At 42.1% G+C, this 21,632-nt stretch carries 20 protein-coding genes and 1 pseudogene; 4 read left to right on the top strand and 17 right to left on the bottom strand.

The window, feature by feature from the left end; genetic code table 11:
* Window positions 1–172 precede the first annotated feature (172 nt).
* Entirely contained in the window at window positions 173–1,165 is a 993-nt protein-coding gene (locus ROSEINA2194_RS06565) for an aldo/keto reductase (RefSeq protein ID WP_044927386.1), read from the top strand.
* 82 nt (window positions 1,166–1,247) lie between these two features.
* Here ROSEINA2194_RS06565 and ROSEINA2194_RS06560 read toward each other — a convergent pair whose 3' ends face one another.
* The 13 genes from ROSEINA2194_RS06560 to ROSEINA2194_RS06505 all read right to left on the bottom strand — a co-directional run bounded on the left by ROSEINA2194_RS06560 (window position 1,248) and on the right by ROSEINA2194_RS06505 (window position 15,150).
* Complete coding sequence (locus tag ROSEINA2194_RS06560; protein WP_007884738.1) at window positions 1,248–1,553, bottom strand: septum formation initiator family protein; 306 nt, start codon at window positions 1,551–1,553, stop codon at window positions 1,248–1,250.
* 68 nt (window positions 1,554–1,621) lie between these two features.
* The gene (gene yabQ / locus ROSEINA2194_RS06555) at window positions 1,622–2,089 is read right to left on the bottom strand and encodes a spore cortex biosynthesis protein YabQ (protein ID WP_007884736.1); all 468 of its coding nucleotides are present in this window, start codon (window positions 2,087–2,089) and stop codon (window positions 1,622–1,624) included.
* Entirely contained in the window at window positions 2,089–2,376 is a 288-nt protein-coding gene (gene yabP / locus ROSEINA2194_RS06550) for a sporulation protein YabP (RefSeq protein ID WP_007884734.1), read from the bottom strand. The genes yabQ and yabP overlap by 1 nt, the downstream gene beginning before the upstream one ends.
* A gap of 159 nt (window positions 2,377–2,535) precedes the next feature.
* Entirely contained in the window at window positions 2,536–2,778 is a 243-nt protein-coding gene (locus tag ROSEINA2194_RS06545) for an RNA-binding S4 domain-containing protein (protein ID WP_007884733.1), read from the bottom strand.
* Window positions 2,779–2,925: 147 nt separating this feature from the next.
* On the bottom strand, window positions 2,926–3,201 hold the full coding sequence (gene hbs / locus ROSEINA2194_RS06540) for a non-specific DNA-binding protein Hbs (protein ID WP_007884730.1): 276 nt from the start codon (window positions 3,199–3,201) through the stop codon (window positions 2,926–2,928).
* Window positions 3,202–3,348: 147 nt separating this feature from the next.
* Window positions 3,349–5,082, bottom strand: a complete 1,734-nt coding sequence (locus ROSEINA2194_RS06535) for a phospho-sugar mutase (RefSeq protein WP_007884728.1) — start codon at window positions 5,080–5,082, stop codon at window positions 3,349–3,351.
* A gap of 254 nt (window positions 5,083–5,336) precedes the next feature.
* Window positions 5,337–6,572 carry a hypothetical protein gene (locus ROSEINA2194_RS06530; protein ID WP_227970528.1) on the bottom strand — a complete coding sequence of 412 codons (1,236 nt, stop codon included), beginning with the start codon at window positions 6,570–6,572 and terminating at the stop codon, window positions 5,337–5,339.
* 78 nt (window positions 6,573–6,650) lie between these two features.
* Entirely contained in the window at window positions 6,651–7,637 is a 987-nt protein-coding gene (locus ROSEINA2194_RS06525; protein WP_118091884.1) for a CotS family spore coat protein, read from the bottom strand.
* A gap of 66 nt (window positions 7,638–7,703) precedes the next feature.
* Window positions 7,704–9,044 carry a CCA tRNA nucleotidyltransferase gene (locus ROSEINA2194_RS06520; RefSeq protein ID WP_007884722.1) on the bottom strand — a complete coding sequence of 447 codons (1,341 nt, stop codon included), beginning with the start codon at window positions 9,042–9,044 and terminating at the stop codon, window positions 7,704–7,706.
* Entirely contained in the window at window positions 9,041–10,036 is a 996-nt protein-coding gene (locus tag ROSEINA2194_RS21850) for a GGDEF domain-containing protein (RefSeq protein ID WP_252832558.1), read from the bottom strand. Before ROSEINA2194_RS21850 ends, ROSEINA2194_RS06520 begins: the two co-directional genes overlap by 4 nt.
* Window positions 10,005–12,338 carry a tetratricopeptide repeat protein gene (locus tag ROSEINA2194_RS06515; RefSeq protein ID WP_007884719.1) on the bottom strand — a complete coding sequence of 778 codons (2,334 nt, stop codon included), beginning with the start codon at window positions 12,336–12,338 and terminating at the stop codon, window positions 10,005–10,007. Before ROSEINA2194_RS06515 ends, ROSEINA2194_RS21850 begins: the two co-directional genes overlap by 32 nt.
* A 62-nt stretch (window positions 12,339–12,400) precedes the next feature.
* Complete coding sequence (locus tag ROSEINA2194_RS06510; protein WP_172727055.1) at window positions 12,401–14,179, bottom strand: methyl-accepting chemotaxis protein; 1,779 nt, start codon at window positions 14,177–14,179, stop codon at window positions 12,401–12,403.
* A 320-nt stretch (window positions 14,180–14,499) separates the two neighbouring features.
* Window positions 14,500–15,150 (bottom strand): RluA family pseudouridine synthase, encoded by a 651-nt coding sequence (locus ROSEINA2194_RS06505; protein ID WP_007884716.1) that lies wholly within the window; start codon window positions 15,148–15,150, stop codon window positions 14,500–14,502.
* Between the two features lie 432 nt (window positions 15,151–15,582).
* On the opposite strand from ROSEINA2194_RS06505, the gene ROSEINA2194_RS06500 reads away from it, so the two are divergent.
* Together ROSEINA2194_RS06500 and ROSEINA2194_RS06495 are read left to right on the top strand one after the other, a co-directional pair.
* Complete coding sequence (locus ROSEINA2194_RS06500) at window positions 15,583–16,491, top strand: hypothetical protein (RefSeq protein WP_007884714.1); 909 nt, start codon at window positions 15,583–15,585, stop codon at window positions 16,489–16,491.
* Between the two features lie 68 nt (window positions 16,492–16,559).
* Entirely contained in the window at window positions 16,560–16,748 is a 189-nt protein-coding gene (locus ROSEINA2194_RS06495; protein WP_044927385.1) for a hypothetical protein, read from the top strand.
* Window positions 16,749–16,805: 57 nt separating this feature from the next.
* On the opposite strand, the gene ROSEINA2194_RS06490 is transcribed toward ROSEINA2194_RS06495, so the two are convergent.
* Complete coding sequence (locus ROSEINA2194_RS06490) at window positions 16,806–17,984, bottom strand: flagellin N-terminal helical domain-containing protein (RefSeq protein WP_007884712.1); 1,179 nt, start codon at window positions 17,982–17,984, stop codon at window positions 16,806–16,808.
* A 152-nt stretch (window positions 17,985–18,136) separates the two neighbouring features.
* A complete protein-coding gene (locus tag ROSEINA2194_RS06485) occupies window positions 18,137–18,412 on the bottom strand; it encodes a carbon storage regulator (protein WP_007884711.1) in 276 nt (91 codons plus the stop codon).
* 375 nt (window positions 18,413–18,787) lie between these two features.
* Here ROSEINA2194_RS06485 and ROSEINA2194_RS06480 point away from each other — a divergent pair, with 375 nt between their 5' ends.
* Window positions 18,788–19,216 (top strand): helix-turn-helix transcriptional regulator, encoded by a 429-nt coding sequence (locus ROSEINA2194_RS06480; protein WP_007884709.1) that lies wholly within the window; start codon window positions 18,788–18,790, stop codon window positions 19,214–19,216.
* 40 nt (window positions 19,217–19,256) lie between these two features.
* Here ROSEINA2194_RS06480 and ROSEINA2194_RS20270 read toward each other — a convergent pair.
* Window positions 19,257–19,946: pseudogene (locus ROSEINA2194_RS20270) on the bottom strand (response regulator transcription factor).
* The gene (locus ROSEINA2194_RS06465) at window positions 19,924–21,426 is read right to left on the bottom strand and encodes a sensor histidine kinase (protein ID WP_007884702.1); all 1,503 of its coding nucleotides are present in this window, start codon (window positions 21,424–21,426) and stop codon (window positions 19,924–19,926) included. Before ROSEINA2194_RS06465 ends, ROSEINA2194_RS20270 begins: the two are co-directional and overlap by 23 nt.
* Between the last annotated feature and the right edge of the window lie 206 nt (window positions 21,427–21,632).

The following is a 21,632-nucleotide window of genomic DNA, read 5'->3' as shown; positions in this document are numbered from 1 at the left end:
GTTCCGCTCAAATGTCTTTTCGTGGTGATTGAAGGGTGTTCAGGTTTTTTAGGAAGATGAGGTAGTCCGCTTATAAAAATATGTTACAGAAATATAATTTTGACACTGTACACGCGAAATTTCTTGTACTACAATTTAAGAAATGAAGTACGACTTGAAAGGAGATTTTGTAATGTATATTGCAGATGAAAAAAGATATGACACGATGGTTTACAACCGCTGCGGCAACAGTGGTTTAAAGCTTCCATTAGTATCTTTAGGCTTATGGCATAATTTTGGAGACACGGGTGTTTACGAAAACATGAAGCAGATGTGTTTCACCGCATTTGATCACGGAATCACACATTTTGATCTCGCCAATAATTATGGTCCTGCTTACGGAAGCGCAGAGCGCAACTTCGGAAAGATCATGAAGGAGGAACTTCATCCTTACCGTGATGAACTTCTCATCAGTACAAAGGCCGGTTTTGATATGTGGAAAGGTCCTTACGGCAACTGGGGAAGCCGCAAATATCTGATTGCAAGTCTTGACCAGAGTTTGAAACGTCTCGGTTTGGATTATGTTGATATTTTCTATCATCACAGAATGGATCCGGAGACACCACTGGAAGAGACGATGGGCGCCTTAGATTCTATCGTAAAGAGCGGAAAGGCACTTTATGTCGGTCTTTCCAATTATGATGGTCCGACTTTAAGAAAAGCAACTGCAATCTTAAGTGACTTAAAGTGTCCATTTATCATTAACCAGAATCGTTACTCTATTTTTGACCGCACCATTGAAAATAATGCATTAAAAGATACCGCTTATGAACTTAAGAAGGGAATTATCGCATTCTCTCCTCTGGCTCAGGGACTTCTGACAAACCGTTACTTAAATGGTATCCCAACCGACAGCCGCATTGCCACAGACGGACGTTTCTTAAAGGAATCCGCCCTGACTCCTGAAAAGCTTGCACAGATCCAGGCTTTAAATGTACTTGCCGGAGAACGTGGCCAGACCCTTGCTGAGATGGCTTTAAGCTGGATCTTAAAGGATGATAAAGTAACCAGCGTTTTAATTGGCGCTTCCAAACCGGAACAGATTTTAGACAACATTAAGATCATCGGACACACAGACTTCACAGAAGAAGAATTACAAAAGATAGAGACGATTGTTCAAGGTTGACATTGAAGTACAAAAATGGGACTGTACAAAAAACAGTCCCATTTTTTTATCTATCACGCTCACGATCCAACGAATGCGATCGTTACTTTTGTTCTTTAAATACAACCTCATTATCATAAAGCAGCCCCAGTTTGCTCTTGGCGACATCTTCGACATACTGCTGTGATTTTGTATAAGTCTCGTATGCTTCTAACTCTTTTTGTCTGTCCTGTTCTGCGGAAAGCTGCTGTTCTAAGTCCGCCTGTTTGGCAATATATTCCTGATCCTTCTGGTATACCTTAATGATCTGTGTTGACATAACAATTGCAAACACAAATACAATACAGGTAATGCACATTCTTCCAGCTCTGTTTCCGTTTTTTCTACGTCTTCTTTTCGCGTTTGCCATGATGAACCCCTCTAAATCTACGCATTAAAGCTTACATAAACTCATTTTAATCATTTTTATCCATTTTTTCAACTGTTTACATAAAAACTTATGATTTTCCTGCCAATCTTTCGAAAAGGTTTTGTCACAAAACCGGTTATCCTTCCCGCAATGCCAAGTATTTTCTTCAAAATACACACATTGATCTTTACAACAAATCTGCTGAGGAGGAAAAAATACAGTATCATGCCAAAAATAACACCACCAATGGCAAATCCCCGGATCATACCGTCATTCTCCTGATACAGCATCAGAAAAACCGCAGCAGTGCATAGTAACCAATAACAGAAGTCTTCCACTCCAATCCAGATTGCGCCATGTGGCACGATTCTTCGGAAAATACGAAAAATATCGTACAGCAGGAATAGTCCCATCCCCACCAGAACCGAGATTCCGAGAAAAACTGCCTCTGTGAAAATCCCCTCGCTCACCCTGCTTCCGGTCTCCTGCACCTGCCAAAACAGGATTCCTTCCGCCAGCCGCACAAATCCAGACATTATTTAAAAAGCCTTCCAAGAAGAGATTCCGTCTGTTTTGTAACATTTTTCGGCTCTGAATAGGTCAGGGAATCGATCCGTCCCTCAATATCGATTTCTCCCTTTTCCAGTGAAAGGCGGTTTACATGAAGGTCATGTCCTTTTATTAGAAGCATCCCAAGCTCCGTCTCCAGCAATATCTCTGCCACATCAAAAGACAGTACATCCACCACACCGCTGAATGCGCCATTTTTCCGGTTTGCCAAAAGCACTTTGTGGGATTTTGTCACATTATTCTTCTCATCCATAAATCTCCTCCTCATATATACAGGTAATTGCGAACCTCCTACTTACGTTTTGAATGTTTTCTATGAGTTCCGCACTTGTCTATATTCTATATATGAGAAGGTTCCCTGATTTATGCCCTCAAAAATAACTGCCCTGGCTAATGTGTGTATAGAATATATTTAGGATACATATTCAAACAGGTCTTTTGCTTCCTCTTTCTTCGTTGTATCCTGAAGATCAAGCACACGCACTTTCACACTTTTTGTTCCAAATGCGATCTCGATCACATCCCCGACTTTCACATTGACGGAAGCCTTTGCCGGTTTTCCGTTCACCATCACACGTCCTGCATCACACGCTTCATTCGCAACCGTTCTTCTCTTGATGAGTCGTGACACTTTCAAGAATTTATCTAATCTCATTGTTTTTATTTTCCCCTCTTACTTTTTATTCCGCAGGTTACACATCCCTGCGGCTCGTTTTTGATCCAACAGAAACGACGTCTCCTGCTGCACAAAAAACGAGCCCGGAAAATCCGAGCCCGCTAAACATTCATATTTAAAAAAGAATTATGCGTTAACCATATCTTTTAAAGCTTTTCCTGCTTTGAATTTAGGAGCTTTAGAAGCTGGGATAACCATCTCTTTACCGCTCTGTGGGTTACGTCCTGTTCTCTCTGCTCTCTCAGAAACTTCGAATGTTCCGAATCCAACTAACTGGATTTTCTCACCTTTTTTTAATTCTTCTGCAACAACATCTGTGAATGCTTTTAATGCTGCTTCTGCGTCTTTTTTGCTTAATTCAGCTTTCTCAGCCATAGCTGCAACTAATTCTGCTTTGTTCATGTTAAAAATTCCTCCTCTGGATTTTCACTTTATGATATATGAGGTTTTTTCTTTTCCAAAATACCTACATCCATATTTATACTTGTTTTCTATGTCTTTGTCAAGAAATTTTCCCATTTTGGGGCATTTTTAGGCATTTTCCATATGTTATAACATTTTTCCGATCATTGCATGGACAGCTTCGGATAATGCCTTGGATTTTGCATCTGCATCCTCTAAAGACGTTCCCTTTACACCGAGATAGAATTTTACTTTCGGCTCTGTTCCGGAAGGTCTTACACATACCCATGCATCATCCTCCAGCTCATAATATAAAACATTGGAAGCCGGAAGACCGGTCGGTTTTACAGCGCCTGTTGCAGTATCTGTAATGGTGTCCTTCTTATAATCACGCACTGCCGTTACTTTGTAACCGCCAATCTCTGCCGGAGCATTCTCTCTCAGCGTATTCATGATCTCCTGGATCTTGGCAAGTCCCTCGATACCTTTTAAAGTGATAGCAGTCACATCATCTTTGTAGTATCCGTAACGCTCATACATTGCAAGCATAGCATCCCAGAGTGTCATGTTTTTGGTCTTATAGTAAGCTGCTGCCTCGCACAGTGTCATGGAAGCATCGACCGCATCTTTATCTCTTGCATAAGTTCCGGTCAGACAGCCATAGCTTTCCTCCATACCAAAGAGGTAGGTTCCTTTTCCGGTGTTTTCAAACTCAAGAATCTTCTGTCCGATGAATTTAAATCCTGTTAAAACTTCTACAAGCTGGATTCCATAATATTTTGCAATTGCATCTGCCATATTGGTGGAAACGATTGAGCGGATAAATGCTCCATCTTCCGGCAGTCCGTACAGGGCTTTTCTCTGACCGATCACATAATCGCCGATCAGGCATCCGGACATGTTACCTGTCAGGCTGTGGTACTCCCCGGTCTTGGAATCTTTTACATAAACGCCAAGTCTGTCTGCATCCGGGTCTGTTGCAAGGATGAGATCAGCATCCACTTTTTTGCCTAAAGCAAGTCCTAATTCAAATGCTTCTGCTGCCTCCGGGTTTGGATAACTTACGGTTGGGAAATCTCCATCCGGGAGTTCCTGCTCCGGAACGACATATACATTTTTGAATCCAAGTTCTTTTAACACACGGCGCACCGGGATATTTCCGGTTCCGTGAAGTGGAGAGTACACGATTTTTAACTCTCCTGCCACTTTGTCAATACAATCCTGATGAAGGATCAGTTTTTTCAGTTCTTCTATGTATGGATCATCGATATCTGCTCCGATCACCTGATAAAGACCTGCTGCAACTGCGGCAGCTTTGTCCATCGTCTTAACGGCTGCATAATCCGTTACTTTCTTCACCTCTGCCATAATTCCGGTATCGTGAGGCGGAGTGATCTGTGCGCCATCCTCCCAATATACCTTGTATCCATTATATTCCGGTGGGTTATGGCTGGCTGTGATATTGATTCCTGCGGTGCATCCTAATCTGCGGACTGCATAGGAAAGTTCCGGTGTCGGACGAAGCGACTCGAACACATACGCCTTAATTCCGTTTGCAGCAAGGCATAAAGCCGCAACATCTGCAAATTCCGGCGACATATGTCTGGAATCATATGCAATTGCTACCCCTTTCTCCTGTGCATGCACATTGTTGATATAATTTGCAAGTCCCTGTGTTGCCTTGCGGACTGTATAGACATTCATACGGTTTGTTCCGGCACCGATCACGCCGCGGAGACCTGCCGTACCAAACTCAAGATCCATATAAAAACGGTCTTCGATCTCTTTTTCATTCCCCTCGATCGCTTTTAATTCTGCTTTTGTTGCATCGTCGAAGTATGGATTATTTAACCATTCTTCATACATTTCTTTGTATCCCATAATTATTTCCTCCCTATATTGATCTCGTTTATAGTTTAGCTTTGTCAGCCGCTATTTTCAAGTTATTTTTTTGTAACTATTCAGAGCCAAGGCAGTTTTCAAAAATTTGCGAATCATGCTTGCATGAATGAGCATAATTTTGAAAATTTCTTTGGCGAAGTAACCACAATGAGCAAATAACAAGCATGCTTGTTATTCAAGGAAAGCTCTGAGAGAACGATTTTGCGAATGAGGTTCTGAATAGTTACATCTTCTTACTTATTCAACGACGTGATGAGATCAGAAAGTGTGGACAGATAATCAGATGTCACATCTTTGTCCGTGGACTTGTCTGACGTCTCCGAATCTTTTTCTGTACTCTTTGTCTCCTCCTCACTGTCTTTTGTCTCTGTCTCAGCAGTTTCGGTCTCCTCCACAGACTCTGTGCCCTCTGTCATGTCATTGTCTGACGTAGTACCGTCTCCGGTAAGAGAGATATCGATATTCGCTGCCGCAGAGTTAACAAAAAGCTTTTTATCAAAATCGTCGTATCCCTCTGCCTCCGCATGCAATGTGTGCACGCCATAGGTCAGTACCACAGGTGCGCTGTAATCCACAGTATCCCCATCAATGGAAAGCGTTGCTCCCTCCACATCAATATAAAATATGATACTTCCAGTCTTAGGACCCTCACCTTTTAATTCATCCAGATCAAGCGTGCAGTTCTCCCCTCTTGCGATCTCCACCTCTGTGCTGCCGCCATATCCTTCATTTGCAACGGTAACCGTATAAGTTCCCTCCGGGATCTCCAGCTTCATATTGTGTGTGATCTGTGCAAAAATCTTACTTCCCACCTGAATAAAACTTCCCTCAAATACGGATGTATTCTTTAACTCCAGAGTTCCCTGTCCGGTAGTGACGGATACGGATAATATTTTTGTTCCGATTCCAACGACACGGATCTCATCTTTTTCGTTCAGGTCGGACAGACGGATTTTTTCTCCATTCGATTCCACGAACAAATCTGCGTCATACGAATACTTGGAATCCGCAATTTTGAAAATCCCACGCTCTGTATCTACCGAATATTTTGTGATATCCGAATATTCCCAGACTTCATCCGCGATCTGTGCCTGCAAGAGCCGTCCTTCGCCATCTTTTTTTCCAATATGGATCACCCTGCCCGGCTCAAAATCCATCGTTGTTGCACTGTTTCCGTATTTATCCAGAAAGTCTGTAGACAATGAATAAACATACAGATACTGCTTTCCTGATGCAAGCTGCTTTAAATTCAACTGTTCATTGGTCATGTCATTGCCAATGATCAGATAGAGATCGGTTCCGATCGATGTCTCCGCCCCTGCACCCTCTGCTTCCTCAGTATCTGCCGCTGTCTCTTTCGCCGGATTATAATACTGTGCAGTCGAGACCGGTCTTGTCTGCTGTCCACATCCCGCTAATAAAATCATACTTAAAATAATGCTATAATACATGTATCTTAATTTTCTCAACGTATCACCTCTTATGTAAATTGCGAAACTCATCAAAGCGTAAATAGAATTGTGAAAAAAAGTTTCGCTGTTACCTAATTATATCCTATTTTCTACTTTCCCTGCAAGCGTCTGCAAAAAATGCTCCCTCGCCCCCTCCTGTGTGATCACCTTGCTGAGTTTTTCGGTGTTTCTGCCGGAAAGCCAGGCTTTGTGGGACTGGCTATAATGATTTGCAATTTTCCAGAATTTCTCGGGATACGCAAGGTAAAAATACAAATATGAAAATTCCTGCGGCTTTAGTTTCCGCACAGAATCATATGCCCCGATCAACTCCATTCCAAGCGACGTGTTCCAATTATTTTTTTCCATCATCTTCCGCACAAAATTTGAGAGGTCACTCACCCGGATCTGATAGGAAAAATTAAGGAAATTGACGATTGCCACGCCCTCTCTCGAAAAAATGACATTGTGCTGGTTATAATCCCCATGGCAGAAGCCAGTCAACTCCTCACGAATCTCCATATTTTGCAACTGCTCTGTGACAGCCTGTGCCTTTTCAAAAAAACCTGCAAACTGGCGCATGAACATTTCTTCAAACTCATTTTTCTGTTTTCTGCCACGGATATAATTGCGCACCTGCCGCAATTCACGGTTATGTTTTTCATAAAGCAAAAGCAGGGCGTTAGGATTCATTTTTACAAACTCAGGCACCTCGTCCGGATACTGTTCAGTTGCATTATGTAAACCAGCGAGCAGTCTTACCGCATACACCATGTCCTCCCTGCTCTTCGTATCGCACTCGGCTCCACGGAAAACTGACAATAACAGATAATTCTGTTCCTCTTCGTCCCTGGCAAAAATTTCCCCTTCTTTTGTATAAAAGATCTGCTCTGCCACAATATTCTGCTCTTTCAGGAAATCAAGCATTCCAGCCAGAAATTCTGCACGCTCCACAGAGCCCCTATACTCCTTCAGTGCGCGCATTCCGAGATCTGTTTCACACAAAAAACAGTCTCTTCCCTTCGAAATAGACTTTACCTCCATCTCATATTGTTCTGCTATCTGTTCCGGCCTGATATACATGAAAATCCCCTCCATACGATGAATCTGCGATAAGAGAGCAAAATGCTCTCCTGCCGTGTCAATTCATCATATGTGAGGGGATGCGATATTATGAACCTGTTCCATTAATTTTTCTTTCGTGTTGTCCTCCGGGTGTTCCAGCACATACTCCAAAAGCTGTTTCAGCGTCTCGCCGATCGCCTTTCCCGGCTGCATTCCATCTGCGATCAGATCCGTTCCCGTAACCGCAAGTTCCTTTATGGAAAGGCACTGCCGCTTCGCCATGATCTGCTCATATATTTCTTCGTATTCCTTTAAATACTCTGCTTTTTCCTCCCGCCTGTATGCACTCTGTGCCAGCATGTCCGCTCTTTTTACTGCAAAAAGCAGCGGATACTGATCCACACCGTTCCGGTAGATTGCTCTGCGGACCGTCCGCTCCTGCAAAGGCGGATTATCGTCGTGGCATAAGATCAGTCTGCATACCCGGTCGGTTGTATCATTGTCAAACTTCAGCCGCCGCAAAATCTTCCTTGCCACAAGACTTCCTTCCTGTGGGTGTCCATAAAAGTGATCCACGCCATGTTCGTCCGTGGTTCTGCACATCGGTTTTGCCACATCATGTAACAGCATTGTAATACGCGCCACTTTATCCGGCTGTATCTCCATCAGGGCATGCAGCGTGTGCTCCCCCACAGAATAGCAGTGATGCGGATTATTCTGCGGTGTTTTCATCATCTCGTCAAATTCCGGCAGAAAAACTGCGGTAAGTCCTGTCTCATAGGCCGTGCGCAGCAGTTCCGGATGTCCGGACGTGAGAAGTTTTACCATTTCGATCTGAATACGTTCTGCACTCACTTTTGCAATGTTTGGTGCCAGGGAAACAATCGCCTCTCTTGTCTCATCTTCAATAGAGAAGCCAAGTTGCGCTCCAAACCGCACTGCACGCAGCATACGAAGCGCGTCCTCCGTAAAACGCTCCACAGCAGCTCCCACGCACCGGATCACACCGCGCTCTAAATCTCCCACACCATCAAACGCATCGACCAGCCCATCCTTATCATTGTAAGCCATGGCATTGATCGTAAAATCGCGGCGCTTCAGATCTTCTAACAGATTGGAAGTAAACTGTACCTCCTTAGGATGCCTTGCATCCTCATATTCCCCGTCTATACGGTATGTGGTCACCTCGAATCCCTCATGTTCAAGCATCACGGTAACCGTTCCATGCTGGATCCCAGTATCTATGGTATGTCGGAATAACTCTTTTACCTGTTCCGGTTTTGCTGATGTCGTGATGTCCCAGTCCATAGGAATCCGTCCTAACATCGTATCACGGACGCACCCACCTACAGCATAGGCCTCAAAGCCATGCTGTGTCAGTGTGTCAATAATATAAGTTACTTTCTCAGGTAAAACGATTTTCATATACGATAGGTTCCTTTTGTCGTTGTTTTGATCGAATATAACAGATCATCCGCCCTCTTGATCATCTCTGTCATATCATTTTCCGTACAGATATGGTCTCCGGCTGCAATACCGATGGAGCAGGAGATCTGATGCTGTTTATCGATTGAGAATGACTGTCCGAGTTTTTCACTGATCTCCGCCGAAAATCCGTCTGCCTCATCAATAATCTGATAGATACGCTCTGCCTTTTCTTTGAAAATATCCCTGTCATCTGTATAAAGGAAGATCAGGAACTCATCCCCGCCATAACGGCACACAAAACCATCTTTTCCACAGACTTCCGTAAAAATATCAGCCATTTTGATCAGAACGAAATCGCCCACATCATGTCCGTACGTATCATTATAGTGTTTGAAATTGTCCAGGTCAATAAACATCACTCCCAGCTTTGGTTTTCTTTTTTCCCCTGCGATCTCTTTCAGAAGTGCGTCTAATTTGCGGTAGAACCCTTCACGGTTATAGCACCCTGTCAGCTGGTCTGTAACTGCCGACATATACAGTTTTGTATTCATCTCATAAATCTTGTCATAGGCATCAAGCCTGTTCAATGCGTAACGCACCTCACGGAACAGAAGCTGATAAAAGTTCAGATCGTCCTCATCAAGCATATAACGGTTCACCGAGGAATGCCAGTTATCCTTCATCAGCACATAGGTGATGACAATATTCTCGATTTTTGCGTTGTTAAAAAATGGGATCGCCACCATGGAACACACATCTTCATCACCAAAAATCGATGTGATATCCTGATGTTCAGAATAATTGCTGCTGATCTTGGAGATCACAAATCCACCCGCATTTTTCCGCATGGATTTTTCCATGATCTTCATGATCTCCGGCGTCATCTCTTTCTCTGTGTCATTGTAAAGTACCTGCGGCACCCTCTCGCTATAGCGGATATAGACTGCCCGGTCGACGTCAAAATGATTTAAAAATGTCTTCATGACCATATTGAGCATCTCTTTTTGCAGTGATACCATTTACATCGATCAGTTTCTGCCAGATAGAAATAAAGTCGAGCTGTTCTTTCTTACTCTTATATGCCCGCTCCACGCTCTCCTGCTTTAACAGATCCTCGATTTCCCTGGTTGATAATTCCTCACAGTCGTCATCTACCGGTGGCAGAAGATCTTTCATATCCTCCGCGTACTCATGGAACATGATACGATGTGTCTCTTCATACTGTTTTAAAATAAACTCTTCCTGCTCATAAAGGATCTCTTTTCCTGCATTCCTGAAGCATTCCATCCTGTTCCTTCGGAACAGCACATAACAGAAAAACTGGTTTCCCTCTGCTCTCTTTAAATAAATATCTGCCTGCTCATATAATTTTAGCGCCTCCTCGTTGTCTCCGTCATGCTGTGCTAATAATGCCTTGGAAAACGTATAGAGGAACATATCATCATCTGCCTTTGCGTAGTCATGCACAGTGGCGAGGTTGTTTTCTGTCTTTTCCTTCTCGAAAATATAATTCAAAAACTGGCGGCAGCTATACAGATACCTCTCACAGTTAAAACGGTTTCCCTGTAAAATGGAAACCAGAGCAAACAATCCATACAGTTTGGACAGGTTGCAGACACGCAGACTGTTCAGATGCAGCTTTTCGATCGCTTTCATACACTGTGTCAGGTATTCCTGCGCCTTGTCATACTGCCCCAGCATAACGCAGTTCAATGACATATTATAATGTACTTCTGCAATATCCTCCGGCTTTCTCAGTTTACATAATATCTTAATTGCCTTGTTGTAATAGCTCTGGGCTCTCTCATTTTCTCCCATTGCGCATAAATTATACGCAATACCGGAATAGATCCTTCCGCCCTCCACGCTGTCAACATCTTTCATCGCCTCATAGGTACGGATCGAATATAACAGGGAAACTTCGTACTCGCCATTTGTGGATGCTATCATGATATTTTTCCGGTATGCAATGCTGATAAGCTGCTCATTGCCAATCTCTTTTGCAAGCGCAACGCCCTTGGAAAAATAAATCAGAAATGCTTCCGACCGGTACGCTTTTGCCACGATCTCCGGTTTATTGTCGTATGCATAAATATAAATATGCGCCAGATGATTTTTATAATGGTACGCATTCAGCTTCTCGATCAGTTTATCGCTGATCTCAATATCCTGGGCACAGAAGAAAATATTGCACCAGCCGGACATCTGGTTCTGCGCTTTTAAAAGTTCCGCACGGAACACTAAAAAATCATCCCCAAGCGCTTCTCCGCACTCCTTTGCCTTCTGTACATAAATCATGGCTTCCTCTAACTTGCCAAGATACATGTAAGAAGTTGCCATCCAGAAATTATAATAAAATGCTCCCTCTTTCTCCTGATCCTGCAGTTTTTCCAGATCTTCGCAGGATTCCAGAGCCTTCGCAATATCTCTTTGCAGTACCGACACCATAATCTGTAACAGCAAAAGCTGATAATGCTTTTTCTCAGAAATCGTAAAGTTATCAAACTTGATCCGGCGCTCAATCTTGCTCAGATGATGGTCTGCCTGGTCAAAATCCAAAAAGTATACCAGATTATTCAGTTTCCGATAGCCATCGTCACTCTCATAATCAGAGTAATAGTCCATGACATCCGGTTCCATGTTCCTGCCTGCATTTCCGATATGGTACACCATGTTCCGGTCATCCATACTCTCACAGATCGCATCCCACTCTTCATGTGCAAATTCCGGAATCGACTGCACATCATTGACTCCCAAGACAATGCCGATATTTTTATTCTTCACCTGAAGCAGGCTGTTGGAAAGCTGCATGGTGCTTTTCGAAGCAAGCTGGAAACGGTTCAACACAATGACGACCGGACGGATCTCTGATAATTTCTGAAGCATCGTCACGATCGAATTGCGCATACGTTCCTGCTCATACTCTACCTCATCGATCAGGATCTGTTCCGTTCTCTCGCAAAATCCCTTTTCAAAATAACTTTCAAACACAGGTCTCTGAAGCTTGTAGACATCACATTCTTCCATAAACTCTTCCAATGTGCCGCTGCAATACTTATGGAACATCTGCCGGATCAGTCCCAGATATGGTTCATAAGCCTCTGCGATCTTGTTATAAGAAAACTCATGACAGGTAAAAAAGATGTCTGACTGATCCTTGTAATGATTGACACTCTCTAAATCCCATATGGAAAAATCATTGCTATACCGCACAAGGATACTGTTATGTTCTACATTTCCGATTCCTCCTGCGACCTGTTCGATAACCCCATTATAATACTTTTCTATCATACGATCCCCTTTTGCTCCAAAAAAACGCTTGCTGTTTTGTCACATTCTATATCCATTACCGGTTATACAATAAAACGTTCCACATTTTTCTGTAGTTTTTCAGCAGAATGATAGGTTGTCTCTGCCTTCTGTTTAATTGCCTCTGCCTCCTGCACAACGTTTCCTACTTTTTCAGCAATATCCGTTGTTCCGGTAGCTCCCTCTGTCGCAGTCTTGCTGACATCGGAGATAGCATCCATCACTCCGTTAATGGATGCGAGCAGCTGCTCCGATGATGCCGAGAAGTCCGTTACAAGAGAATCTACATTGGCAGCATCACTGTTATAGGAATTTGCCATTTCTGCAAATCCTCCAAGACTCTCCACAACATCATTTCCGACAAACTCCAGCAGCCTCTCTGCATCATTTGCAAGATTCTCAACGGCTGCGGTCACATTGCCAGTCACTTCCTGAATATGGGCAACTGCGGCTTTTGACTGCTCTGCCAATACACGGATCTCATCTGCAACAACCGCAAATCCTTTTCCTGCCTCTCCCGCCCTGGCAGCCTCAATGGATGCATTCAAAGCCAGAAGGTTCGTCTGTCCGGTAATATCCATGATTGATTTGGCAAGAACATTGATCTGATCCACAACCTTAATATCTTCGAGTGCTTTTGTCAGGCTCTCATTAATCTCCTCATGAATCGATCTGGTACGTCTGTCATTTTCGTCTGTATCTTTTTTGATTTTCACAGCACGTTCCCTGATCTCATCTGCCTCGTTAGCGCCATCCTGAGATCTCTCTGCAATACTCTTCGCAGCGCTCTCAATCTCATGTGACATTGCATTCATCTCTTCCGAAGATGCCGCTGTCTCCTCCATACCTGCCGCAAGCTCCTCCGTTGTCGCAGATACATTTTCAATCTGATCATCTAATGCCTGAAGACTTGTATCAATCTCCTGCACCATGCCGGTGATCTCTAATGCTTCTGATTTCACCTCTCCAATCAGTTCCTTCATCTCAGAGCGCATTTTCTCAAGCGAATCTGCCAGTTGTCCAAAATCATCTTTTCTCTTTAACAGATCCTGTTCAAATTCTTTTGAAAAATCACCCTGCGCTATCTCGTCAATATGGGTAAGGCTCTTTTTCAATGGTTTCACAATGCTGGCTATGATCAGTGTCAGGACTAAAATTAAGATTACTTCCATGACAACAGCGATTCCGATGATCGCCATTCTGCTGTTGGATTCATAGGAAGAAAATTCATTTTTGACATCCAGTACATCATCATCAATATCGTCCGTGTAATTTCCGGTTCCAAGTACCCAGCCAAATGGCTCAAATGCCTTGCTGTAAGCACGTTTTGGAGAAGACTCCGTCTCACCCTCTCTCGGGAATACATAATCCGTAAAACCGCCGTCTTCCTGCTTTCCTGCGTTGATGATCGCCTGCATATACGCAAATCCATTGGTGTCCACTGCATCCATACGATTTGTTCCCTCTGTGTCATTGCCGAGAAGGACTACGTTTGTTCCATCATAGGTATCTACCCAGAAATATCCATTATTGCCGTAACGCAGATCACGAATCTGGTCTGCTGCAAGTTTTTCTGCCTCGTCTAAGGTATATTCACCTTTTTCATACCGATTGTAAATGCTCTGGCAAAGAGATATTACATTATCTACCTGTGCCTTGATCTGTTCATCATACGAGGAACGCATATCATTCTCGATAATGTCTAACGCATTATTTCCAAGTCCTGACAGGCTTGTGTTGGAAATGACGGTGCATAGTGCCAGTGCGATCAGTGCAATCACCATTACAATAACTAATTTTGTTCTCACCTTAATATTGTTCATACCCATACCTCCTACTACATCTTTTTTATTTTATGAACCCAATTTTAAATCCTATTTGTATTTTAGCACATTATGCTTATTTTACCACTCTATTTTCGACATTTTTCGTGATTTTATTCTATTTTTCGTTACTGTTCACTCATACTTCGTTCCAGTAACGATTCGCTGACTCATTTCAGTTTTTGCTTCACAAAAGGAGTCTGCTCACTCCTGAATCACTTTCTTACGCAGCAAAACAGCAAGTGTTTTACTGCTGAGTGAACAGTAACTATTTTTATAGCAAAAACGCAGAAGTTATTTGTAACTCCTGCGTTTCTGTCTCAGATGAGAAATGGATTCCTGATTTCGAACTCCATTTTTTTATGTGTCTTTGGATGTTTAAATCCGATTTTATAAGAGCAGAGTAAAAGACCGTTTCCACTCCGTGTCATTGTCTCTTTAAAATTATACTTCGTATCCCCTACGATCGGGATTCCTGCATTTGCTAACTGTACCCGGATCTGATGATGCCTTCCGGTGTCTAACCGGATCCGGAGAACGGCGTTCGTTTTATTCTGTGCGGTCACTTCATAGTCCAGCCTTGCTGACTTTGCGCCCTCCGTACTTTTAGATACCACTTTTGAAGTGTTTGTTTTTCCATCCCGGAGCAGGTAATCTTCCAATGTACCTTTTTTCTGTTCCGGCACACCGTCTGTCACCGCATAATAAAATTTATCTGCCATTTTTGTCTGCACCTGACGGCTTAAATCCGCCGCAGCTTCTTTTGTTTTGGCAAAAACCATCACTCCGCGCACCGGCTGATCCAGCCTGTGTACCACCCCGATATACGGCTGTTCTCCCTTTCCTGCCCGGTAATTTTTCAGAAGGCTTTCCATGTCCGCCTGTCCTAACCGTCTTGTCTGCGCCGCAACCCCCGCCGGTTTTTCGCAGACAATAACCTCCTCATCCTCATATAAAATATTTATGTTCATGTCTGATGATCTCCTTCGTTATTCTATGGCATTTCTGCTGTTTTTATCTTCCTTTGTTCATTGTAGCATGATTCTTTTGTTTGGGCTACTGTTGCGGAGATTTGAATGAATGCTTTTATTCATTTTTTTAGTACTCATAATATTTAAAATTTTACTATTTTCTCCATTGCATTTTCTGATGTTGGTATGATACAATATCCCAAAGCATATTTTACAAAATCTTTGTGGCTGATGAGCCATCTGTATTCTAGGAAGCACTCGATTATCAAAAACAATCGGTGTCATTCATTTCGTATCTATGCTTTTATTACCCATTAACCAATTTAAAAGCAGGAAACGGATGAAAACTATTTTTACAATGCTCTATTCTCCTGCCGGAGGCACGATGCATTTATGTGCATCTGCCGTCCACCGTGATAAGGAGGAAAGCCTATGGCAATGCGGCCACAAGATCGTTACAAATCAACTACCGCAGGAGCAGTTTCTGCAAATCGCAACTACAAAGATACTGTTTTCCGGATGTTATTTTCAGACAAAAAGAATCTGCTCTCGCTTTACAATGCAGTAAACAGCAGAGATTATACGAATCCTGATGATTTAGAGATTGTTACTTTGGAAAACGCTATCTATATGGGAATAAAAAACGATCTGGCATTTATTATCGATACCAATTTGTATCTGTATGAACATCAGTCAACTTATAACCCAAATATGCCTCTTCGTGATTTATTTTACATTAGCAGTGAATATCAAAAAATGCTGGATCAAAAATCTTTATACTCGTCCAGCCTGCAAAAGATACCTGCCCCTAATTTCATTGAGTTTTATAATGGTTCTGATCCGGTTTGCGATGTTTTTGAACACAGACTTTCCTCTGCTTTTGAACATCTGTCGGGTGAGCCAAAACTGGAGCTGATCGTAACTGTCTTAAATATCAATGAAGGTCACAATGCCCTTCTTATGGAGCATTGCAAAACGCTAAGGGAATATGCGCAATATGTTGCAAAAGTGCGAAAATACACAGCCGACCTGTCTCTGAACGAGGCGGTGGAACGTGCTGTTGATGAATGTATCAAAGAAAATATTCTTGCGGATTTTCTTCGAAAGAACCGCGCGGAGGTTATCAGTATGAGTATATTTGAGTATGACAAGGAAGAAGAAGAAAAGAAACTTCGGAAAGCGGAGTATGAAGCTGGCGTTGAAGCTGGTGAAAAAAGTGGAATTCAAAAGGGCGTCCTTAACACTGCGCGTCATCTATTGGAACTTAATCTGCTGTCTTTAGAGAATATTTCTCGTGCTACCGGTCTGTCAATCGATGAATTGAAGGAGCTCCAACAGTAGCTTAGTGGATATAAAAAAAGATTCTTCTTGCAGATTTTAATTTAAAAACCATGTGGGAGATTATCAGAATGAGTATATTCGAATATAACAAGGAAGAGGAAGAAAAGAAACTTCGGAAAGCGGAGTATGAAGCTGGCGAAAAAAGTGGCATTCGAAATACTGCACGTCATCTATTGGAACTTAACCTACTGTCTTTAGAGAATATTTCTCGTGCTACCGGTCTGTCAATCGATGAATTAAAAAAGCTACAGCAATAGCTTAGTAAAAGAAGCCCGCAAAACTGCGAGCTTCTTTTTTGTACAATTTTACACAAATTACTGTAACAGAGAAAGCACTCCCTGAGTAGACTGATTAGCCTGTGCAAGCATAGACTGTCCAGCCTGAGCAAGAATGTTGTTCTTGCTGTAGTTAACCATCTCTTCAGCCATATCTGTATCACGGATACGGGATTCTGCTGCTGTTGTGTTCTCTACAACGTTGTCTAAGTTGTCGATGGTATGCTCGAGTCTGTTCTGAACTGCACCGAGAGCGGAACGCTGAGAAGAAACTTTCTGGATTGCTGCTGCAATTGTATCAATTGCTACTGTAGCATCGTCTTCTGTACTCACTTTCAAATCTTTAACACCAATTCCCAATGAACTCATAGTCTCAATGCTGACACCGATTTTATTATCCGCTTCTGAATCTGCACCAACATGAAGATTAAATGATAATTCACCATTTACAGTATTTGTTGTAAGATAATCAGTCTTGGTTTTAACCTTTACGGTATGCTCTTTATTGGCAAATAAATCACCAGTGGCTTTTTTAGCTTCTTCTGCTGACAATTCCTTACCGGTATTATCGTAAATCTTAGTAAGATAAGCGTAATCAGTACCTTTTTTGGCCAACTTATCATCCGCTTGTTTTTGACCTGCCGCTTTTGCTGCTTCTGTATAAAGTTTTTTTCCAGAAGCAACTGCATCTGCAATATCCTTTTTGTCTATGGCAGTCGTGGATCCTTCAAGGAATAAGTCCATATCATCATTTGTTACATATCCTGATTTATAGAATGTAACATCTTTTGTAGTTTTACTATCACCTTTGAGCAAATAAATCTCATTAAATTTTGTCGTTTCAGATACACGGTCAATTTCAGTTGTCAACTGTGTAATTTCTGCCTGAATCGCATCTCTGTCAGACTGTGCATTGGTTCCATTTGCAGACTGAACTGCTAACTCGTTCATTCTCTGTAACATAGAGTGAACTTCTGTTAACGCACCTTCTGCTGTCTGAACTGCTGATACACCATCCTGTGCGTTTGTGGAAGCCTGATCCAGACCTTTGATCTGTTTTCTCATTTTTTCAGAAATTGTTAATCCTGCCGCATCATCTGCTGCACGGTTGATTCTGTAACCGGAAGATAACTTCTCTGTGGACTTTGCCTGCTGTCCTGTTGTTACATTTAACATTCTGTTCGCGTTCATTGCCTGTAAATTGTGTTGTACTACCATAATATAATCCTCCTTGTCTCATCCTTATGATGAGTTATTATGTTTTTGACCGGACTTCCTTTTCCGGCATTATTTATAACAAACAAAGCATCCCGGGTTGTGCCTTGTCTATTACCAGATGATTGTGCGATGTTTTTAATGAGCTTAATGGCTCATTCTTTCTGCATCTTTTTTGTTTCCGCTTTCATGCGTTCATTCCATAAAATCTTCTTGATCTCGTCCTGCGCTTCTTTTGAGATCGCAGGTTCCGGATAATAAGTATCTTTTCTGCGCTCCGGATTTTGTTCCACGGTGCTCCTTGCGATTTTGACCTCTTTTGGCGCATCGATCATAAGCCTTCCATGATTTCCTGTTCCACCCACATAAACTACGCGGATGTTATCTCCGATATTTACATACTGACCTTGTTTCAGTGAAATCTTTAACATAAATCCTCCATGTTTTTCCGAAGGAAAAATCCGAACCTAATGGTGAGGAGAGGATTTAGCCTCCTTGTTTTTCATCGCAATTCCATTTGCTACGTTTTGTATCATTTATATCGTCTTTTCGCTACAATTTGTTAACATCTGTTTTTATATTTTGCTACACTTTGTTACATTTTTACAATCAACAATCTATTTTTCCAGTGAATAAATGTTGTTATTTTGTGCACAATTAATAGTAACTTTATTTTTTCCGCAACATTTTGTTACAATTGCAATGTCAATCAACGTTAACATTTTAACTTTTGTTGTCTGATATGCTACACCTTGCTACATCTAAGGCACAAATAAAAATATACTAATAGCAAAGGTGGTATTTATATGAAAAACAAACTACTTCCACAGAAGTTAAAAGAATTGCGCAAAGTCAATAACTACACACAGGATTATGTTGCGGAGGTATTGGGTGTTGTACGGCAGACATACAGCCATTATGAAACCGGGAAACGCACACCGGATGCGGAAGCCTTTTACAAATTAGCAGGGCTTTATAATATTTCCGTTGATGATCTGCTGCATCTGACAATCGATATTGACAGGGAGGAATCTTACGATGCGCCTGCGCCAACACAGGCAAGCACCGATTTATCAGAATTTCTTGAATTTTTTAATGATCCTTCTAATAAGAAAAAATATATGTTTAATACAAATTTGGAACGGGAATTACTTTTCTATTTTGATAAAATATCTGATGAAGACAAAAAAGAAATTATAGAATTTACGAAAATCAAGGCGAGAAAGCCTTTATAAAACAAGAAGCAATGTGTCACAAAACACATTGCTTCTTGTTTTATAATTTAAATCTGTACCCAACCCCCCACGATTGTTTCTATATACTGCGGTTTGTTGGTGTTCATCTCGATCTTTTCGCGGATCTTCTTGATATGCACGGTAACTGTTGCAATATCTCCGACGGATTCCATATCCCAGATTTCCCGGAACAATTCTTCCTTTGTAAACACATGGTTTGGATTTTCTGCCAAAAAGGTAAGAAGATCAAATTCTTTTGTTGTAAACTGTTTTTCCTCGTCGTTCACCCAGACACGGCGTGCTGTCTTGTCAATGCGGATACCACGGATCTCAATGATATCATTTTTTGCCTCACTGCTTCCGATCAGTCGCTCATATCGGGCGAGATGTGCTTTCACCCGCGCTACCAGCTCACTTGGAGAAAATGGTTTTGTGATGTAATCGTCCGCACCAAGTCCAAGACCTCTGATCTTGTCAATATCATCTTTTTTGGCTGAAACCATAAGAATTGGTGTATTTTTTCCTCACGGATCTTTTTGCAGATTTCAAATCCATCCGTTCCCGGAAGCATAAGATCTAAAATGAACATGTCAAATTCCTCGGACAATGCTCTTTTCAATCCTGCTGTTCCGTTATTCTCGATCTCTACGGTAAATCCGCTCAATTCCAGATAATCTTTTTCAAGATCTGCGATCGCTTCTTCATCTTCAACTATTAATACTCTGCTCATTTGGCACCTCCTGATATTTTCTGATCACAAAATACATAACGGTTCCGATGGACTCCTTGCTGGTCGCCCATATTTTACCTCCGTGGTCTTCGATAATTTTTTTCACAATTGACAATCCTATTCCGCTGCCTCCGGTTGCAGAATTTCTCGAAGCATCCGCCCGGTAGAAACGATCAAAAATGTATGGCAGATCCGCTGCTGCAATACCCCTGCCATTATCCTCGATCTCCACCTGGATAAAATCGCCAACATCCTTGATACGGATGTTGATAAGCCCTCTCTGCTTGTCCAGATATTTAATGGAATTTCCAATAATATTGTGAATCACTCTGCGAAGCTGTTCCGGATCCGCAATGATCTGTGTCGATCCATCCGTATAATTAAAGTATGCCAGTCCGATATTTTTTGACTCAAGATCCAGTCCGATCTCCTCAATGCAGTCATTGAAGTATTCACCAACATTTATTTTGGCAAAATTGTACGGTATACGGTTCGTATCGATCTTCGCATAGAGCGTCAGCTCATTGATAAGCGTATCCATCTCATTTGCTTTATTATAAATCGTCCGGATATACTTATCCCGTTTTTCCGGGGTATCCGCAACACCGTCCATCAATCCTTCCGCATATCCTTTTACCGCAGTGATCGGCGTTTTCAGATCGTGTGCAATGTTGCTGATCAACATTTTATTTTCTTTCTCGCTGTTGATTTTCTCTTCGGCATTGTCTTTCAGCCTCTGCCGCATCTCTTCAAAACTTGTGCAGAGTTCCCCGATCTCATCCCTGCTCTCTGCCTCGATCGTAAAATCAAGATTACCCTCCTTAATATTCTGTGCGGCAGCCTGCAATTTTTTGATTGGATTGATCAGGCTGGTATAAATCCATACCGTCAGCATACATGCTGTCAGAACAAGGATCAGCACAATGGAAACCATAATATCGATCAGAAGACTTTTTAATTCAGGAACCATCTCCTCTAATCTGGTCACGATAAAAATGCTGCCCTTTGCACCATCCGGATAAACAAAATCAATCTGTTTTACCAGTGCCTGCTCCTCACCATCCATGTATGTCCCGGAATCCGCATTGCCATCGGCACTTCCATACTCCGGAAGCTCCGTCAAAAGCGATGTCCCTGCGCTTTTTCCTATATATACCAGCTCCTGTCCTTTCCGAACGATGAGATAGGACGCTTTTTCTTCCAACTGCTGGTTGATCTTCTCAAGGTATGCTCCATCCTCCAGTTTCTCCGGCTGGTTGTCTGCCACCTTGTATACTTCCCGATAGATTTCTCTTGTAAACCGGCTCAGAAGCTGGACAGAATTGGAAAAATAACTGTATCCGTCCCCTTCGACACCATAGGTCTGCTCGATCGCCCGCATCTGAATGTGCTGCATACTGAACAAAACCAGTGTTGCAAGGAAAATCGGTACAAATATAATGATGCAGAATGAAATAATAATCTTATTCTTAAACTTCATACGCTTTCCTTCTATGAATGTTTATGTTTCTACCCTTGTTCACCCACTTTTGTATCCATAGAAACAATAGAATGCACACTTCGTGAACATTCTATTATTGTGAATAAAAATAGGTCACAAGGATAAACCCTATGACCTATTATAGCATGAACCATCCGAAATCCTATGACATTTTCCGAAAAAGATTCTAAACTTTTCATAAATTA

Origin of the sequence: Roseburia inulinivorans DSM 16841, assembly GCF_000174195.1 — a bacterium.
Lineage (GTDB): Bacteria > Bacillota > Clostridia > Lachnospirales > Lachnospiraceae > Roseburia > Roseburia inulinivorans.
Note: the sequence above shows the minus strand (reverse complement) of the source record. Positions and strands in the feature narration are given on the sequence as shown.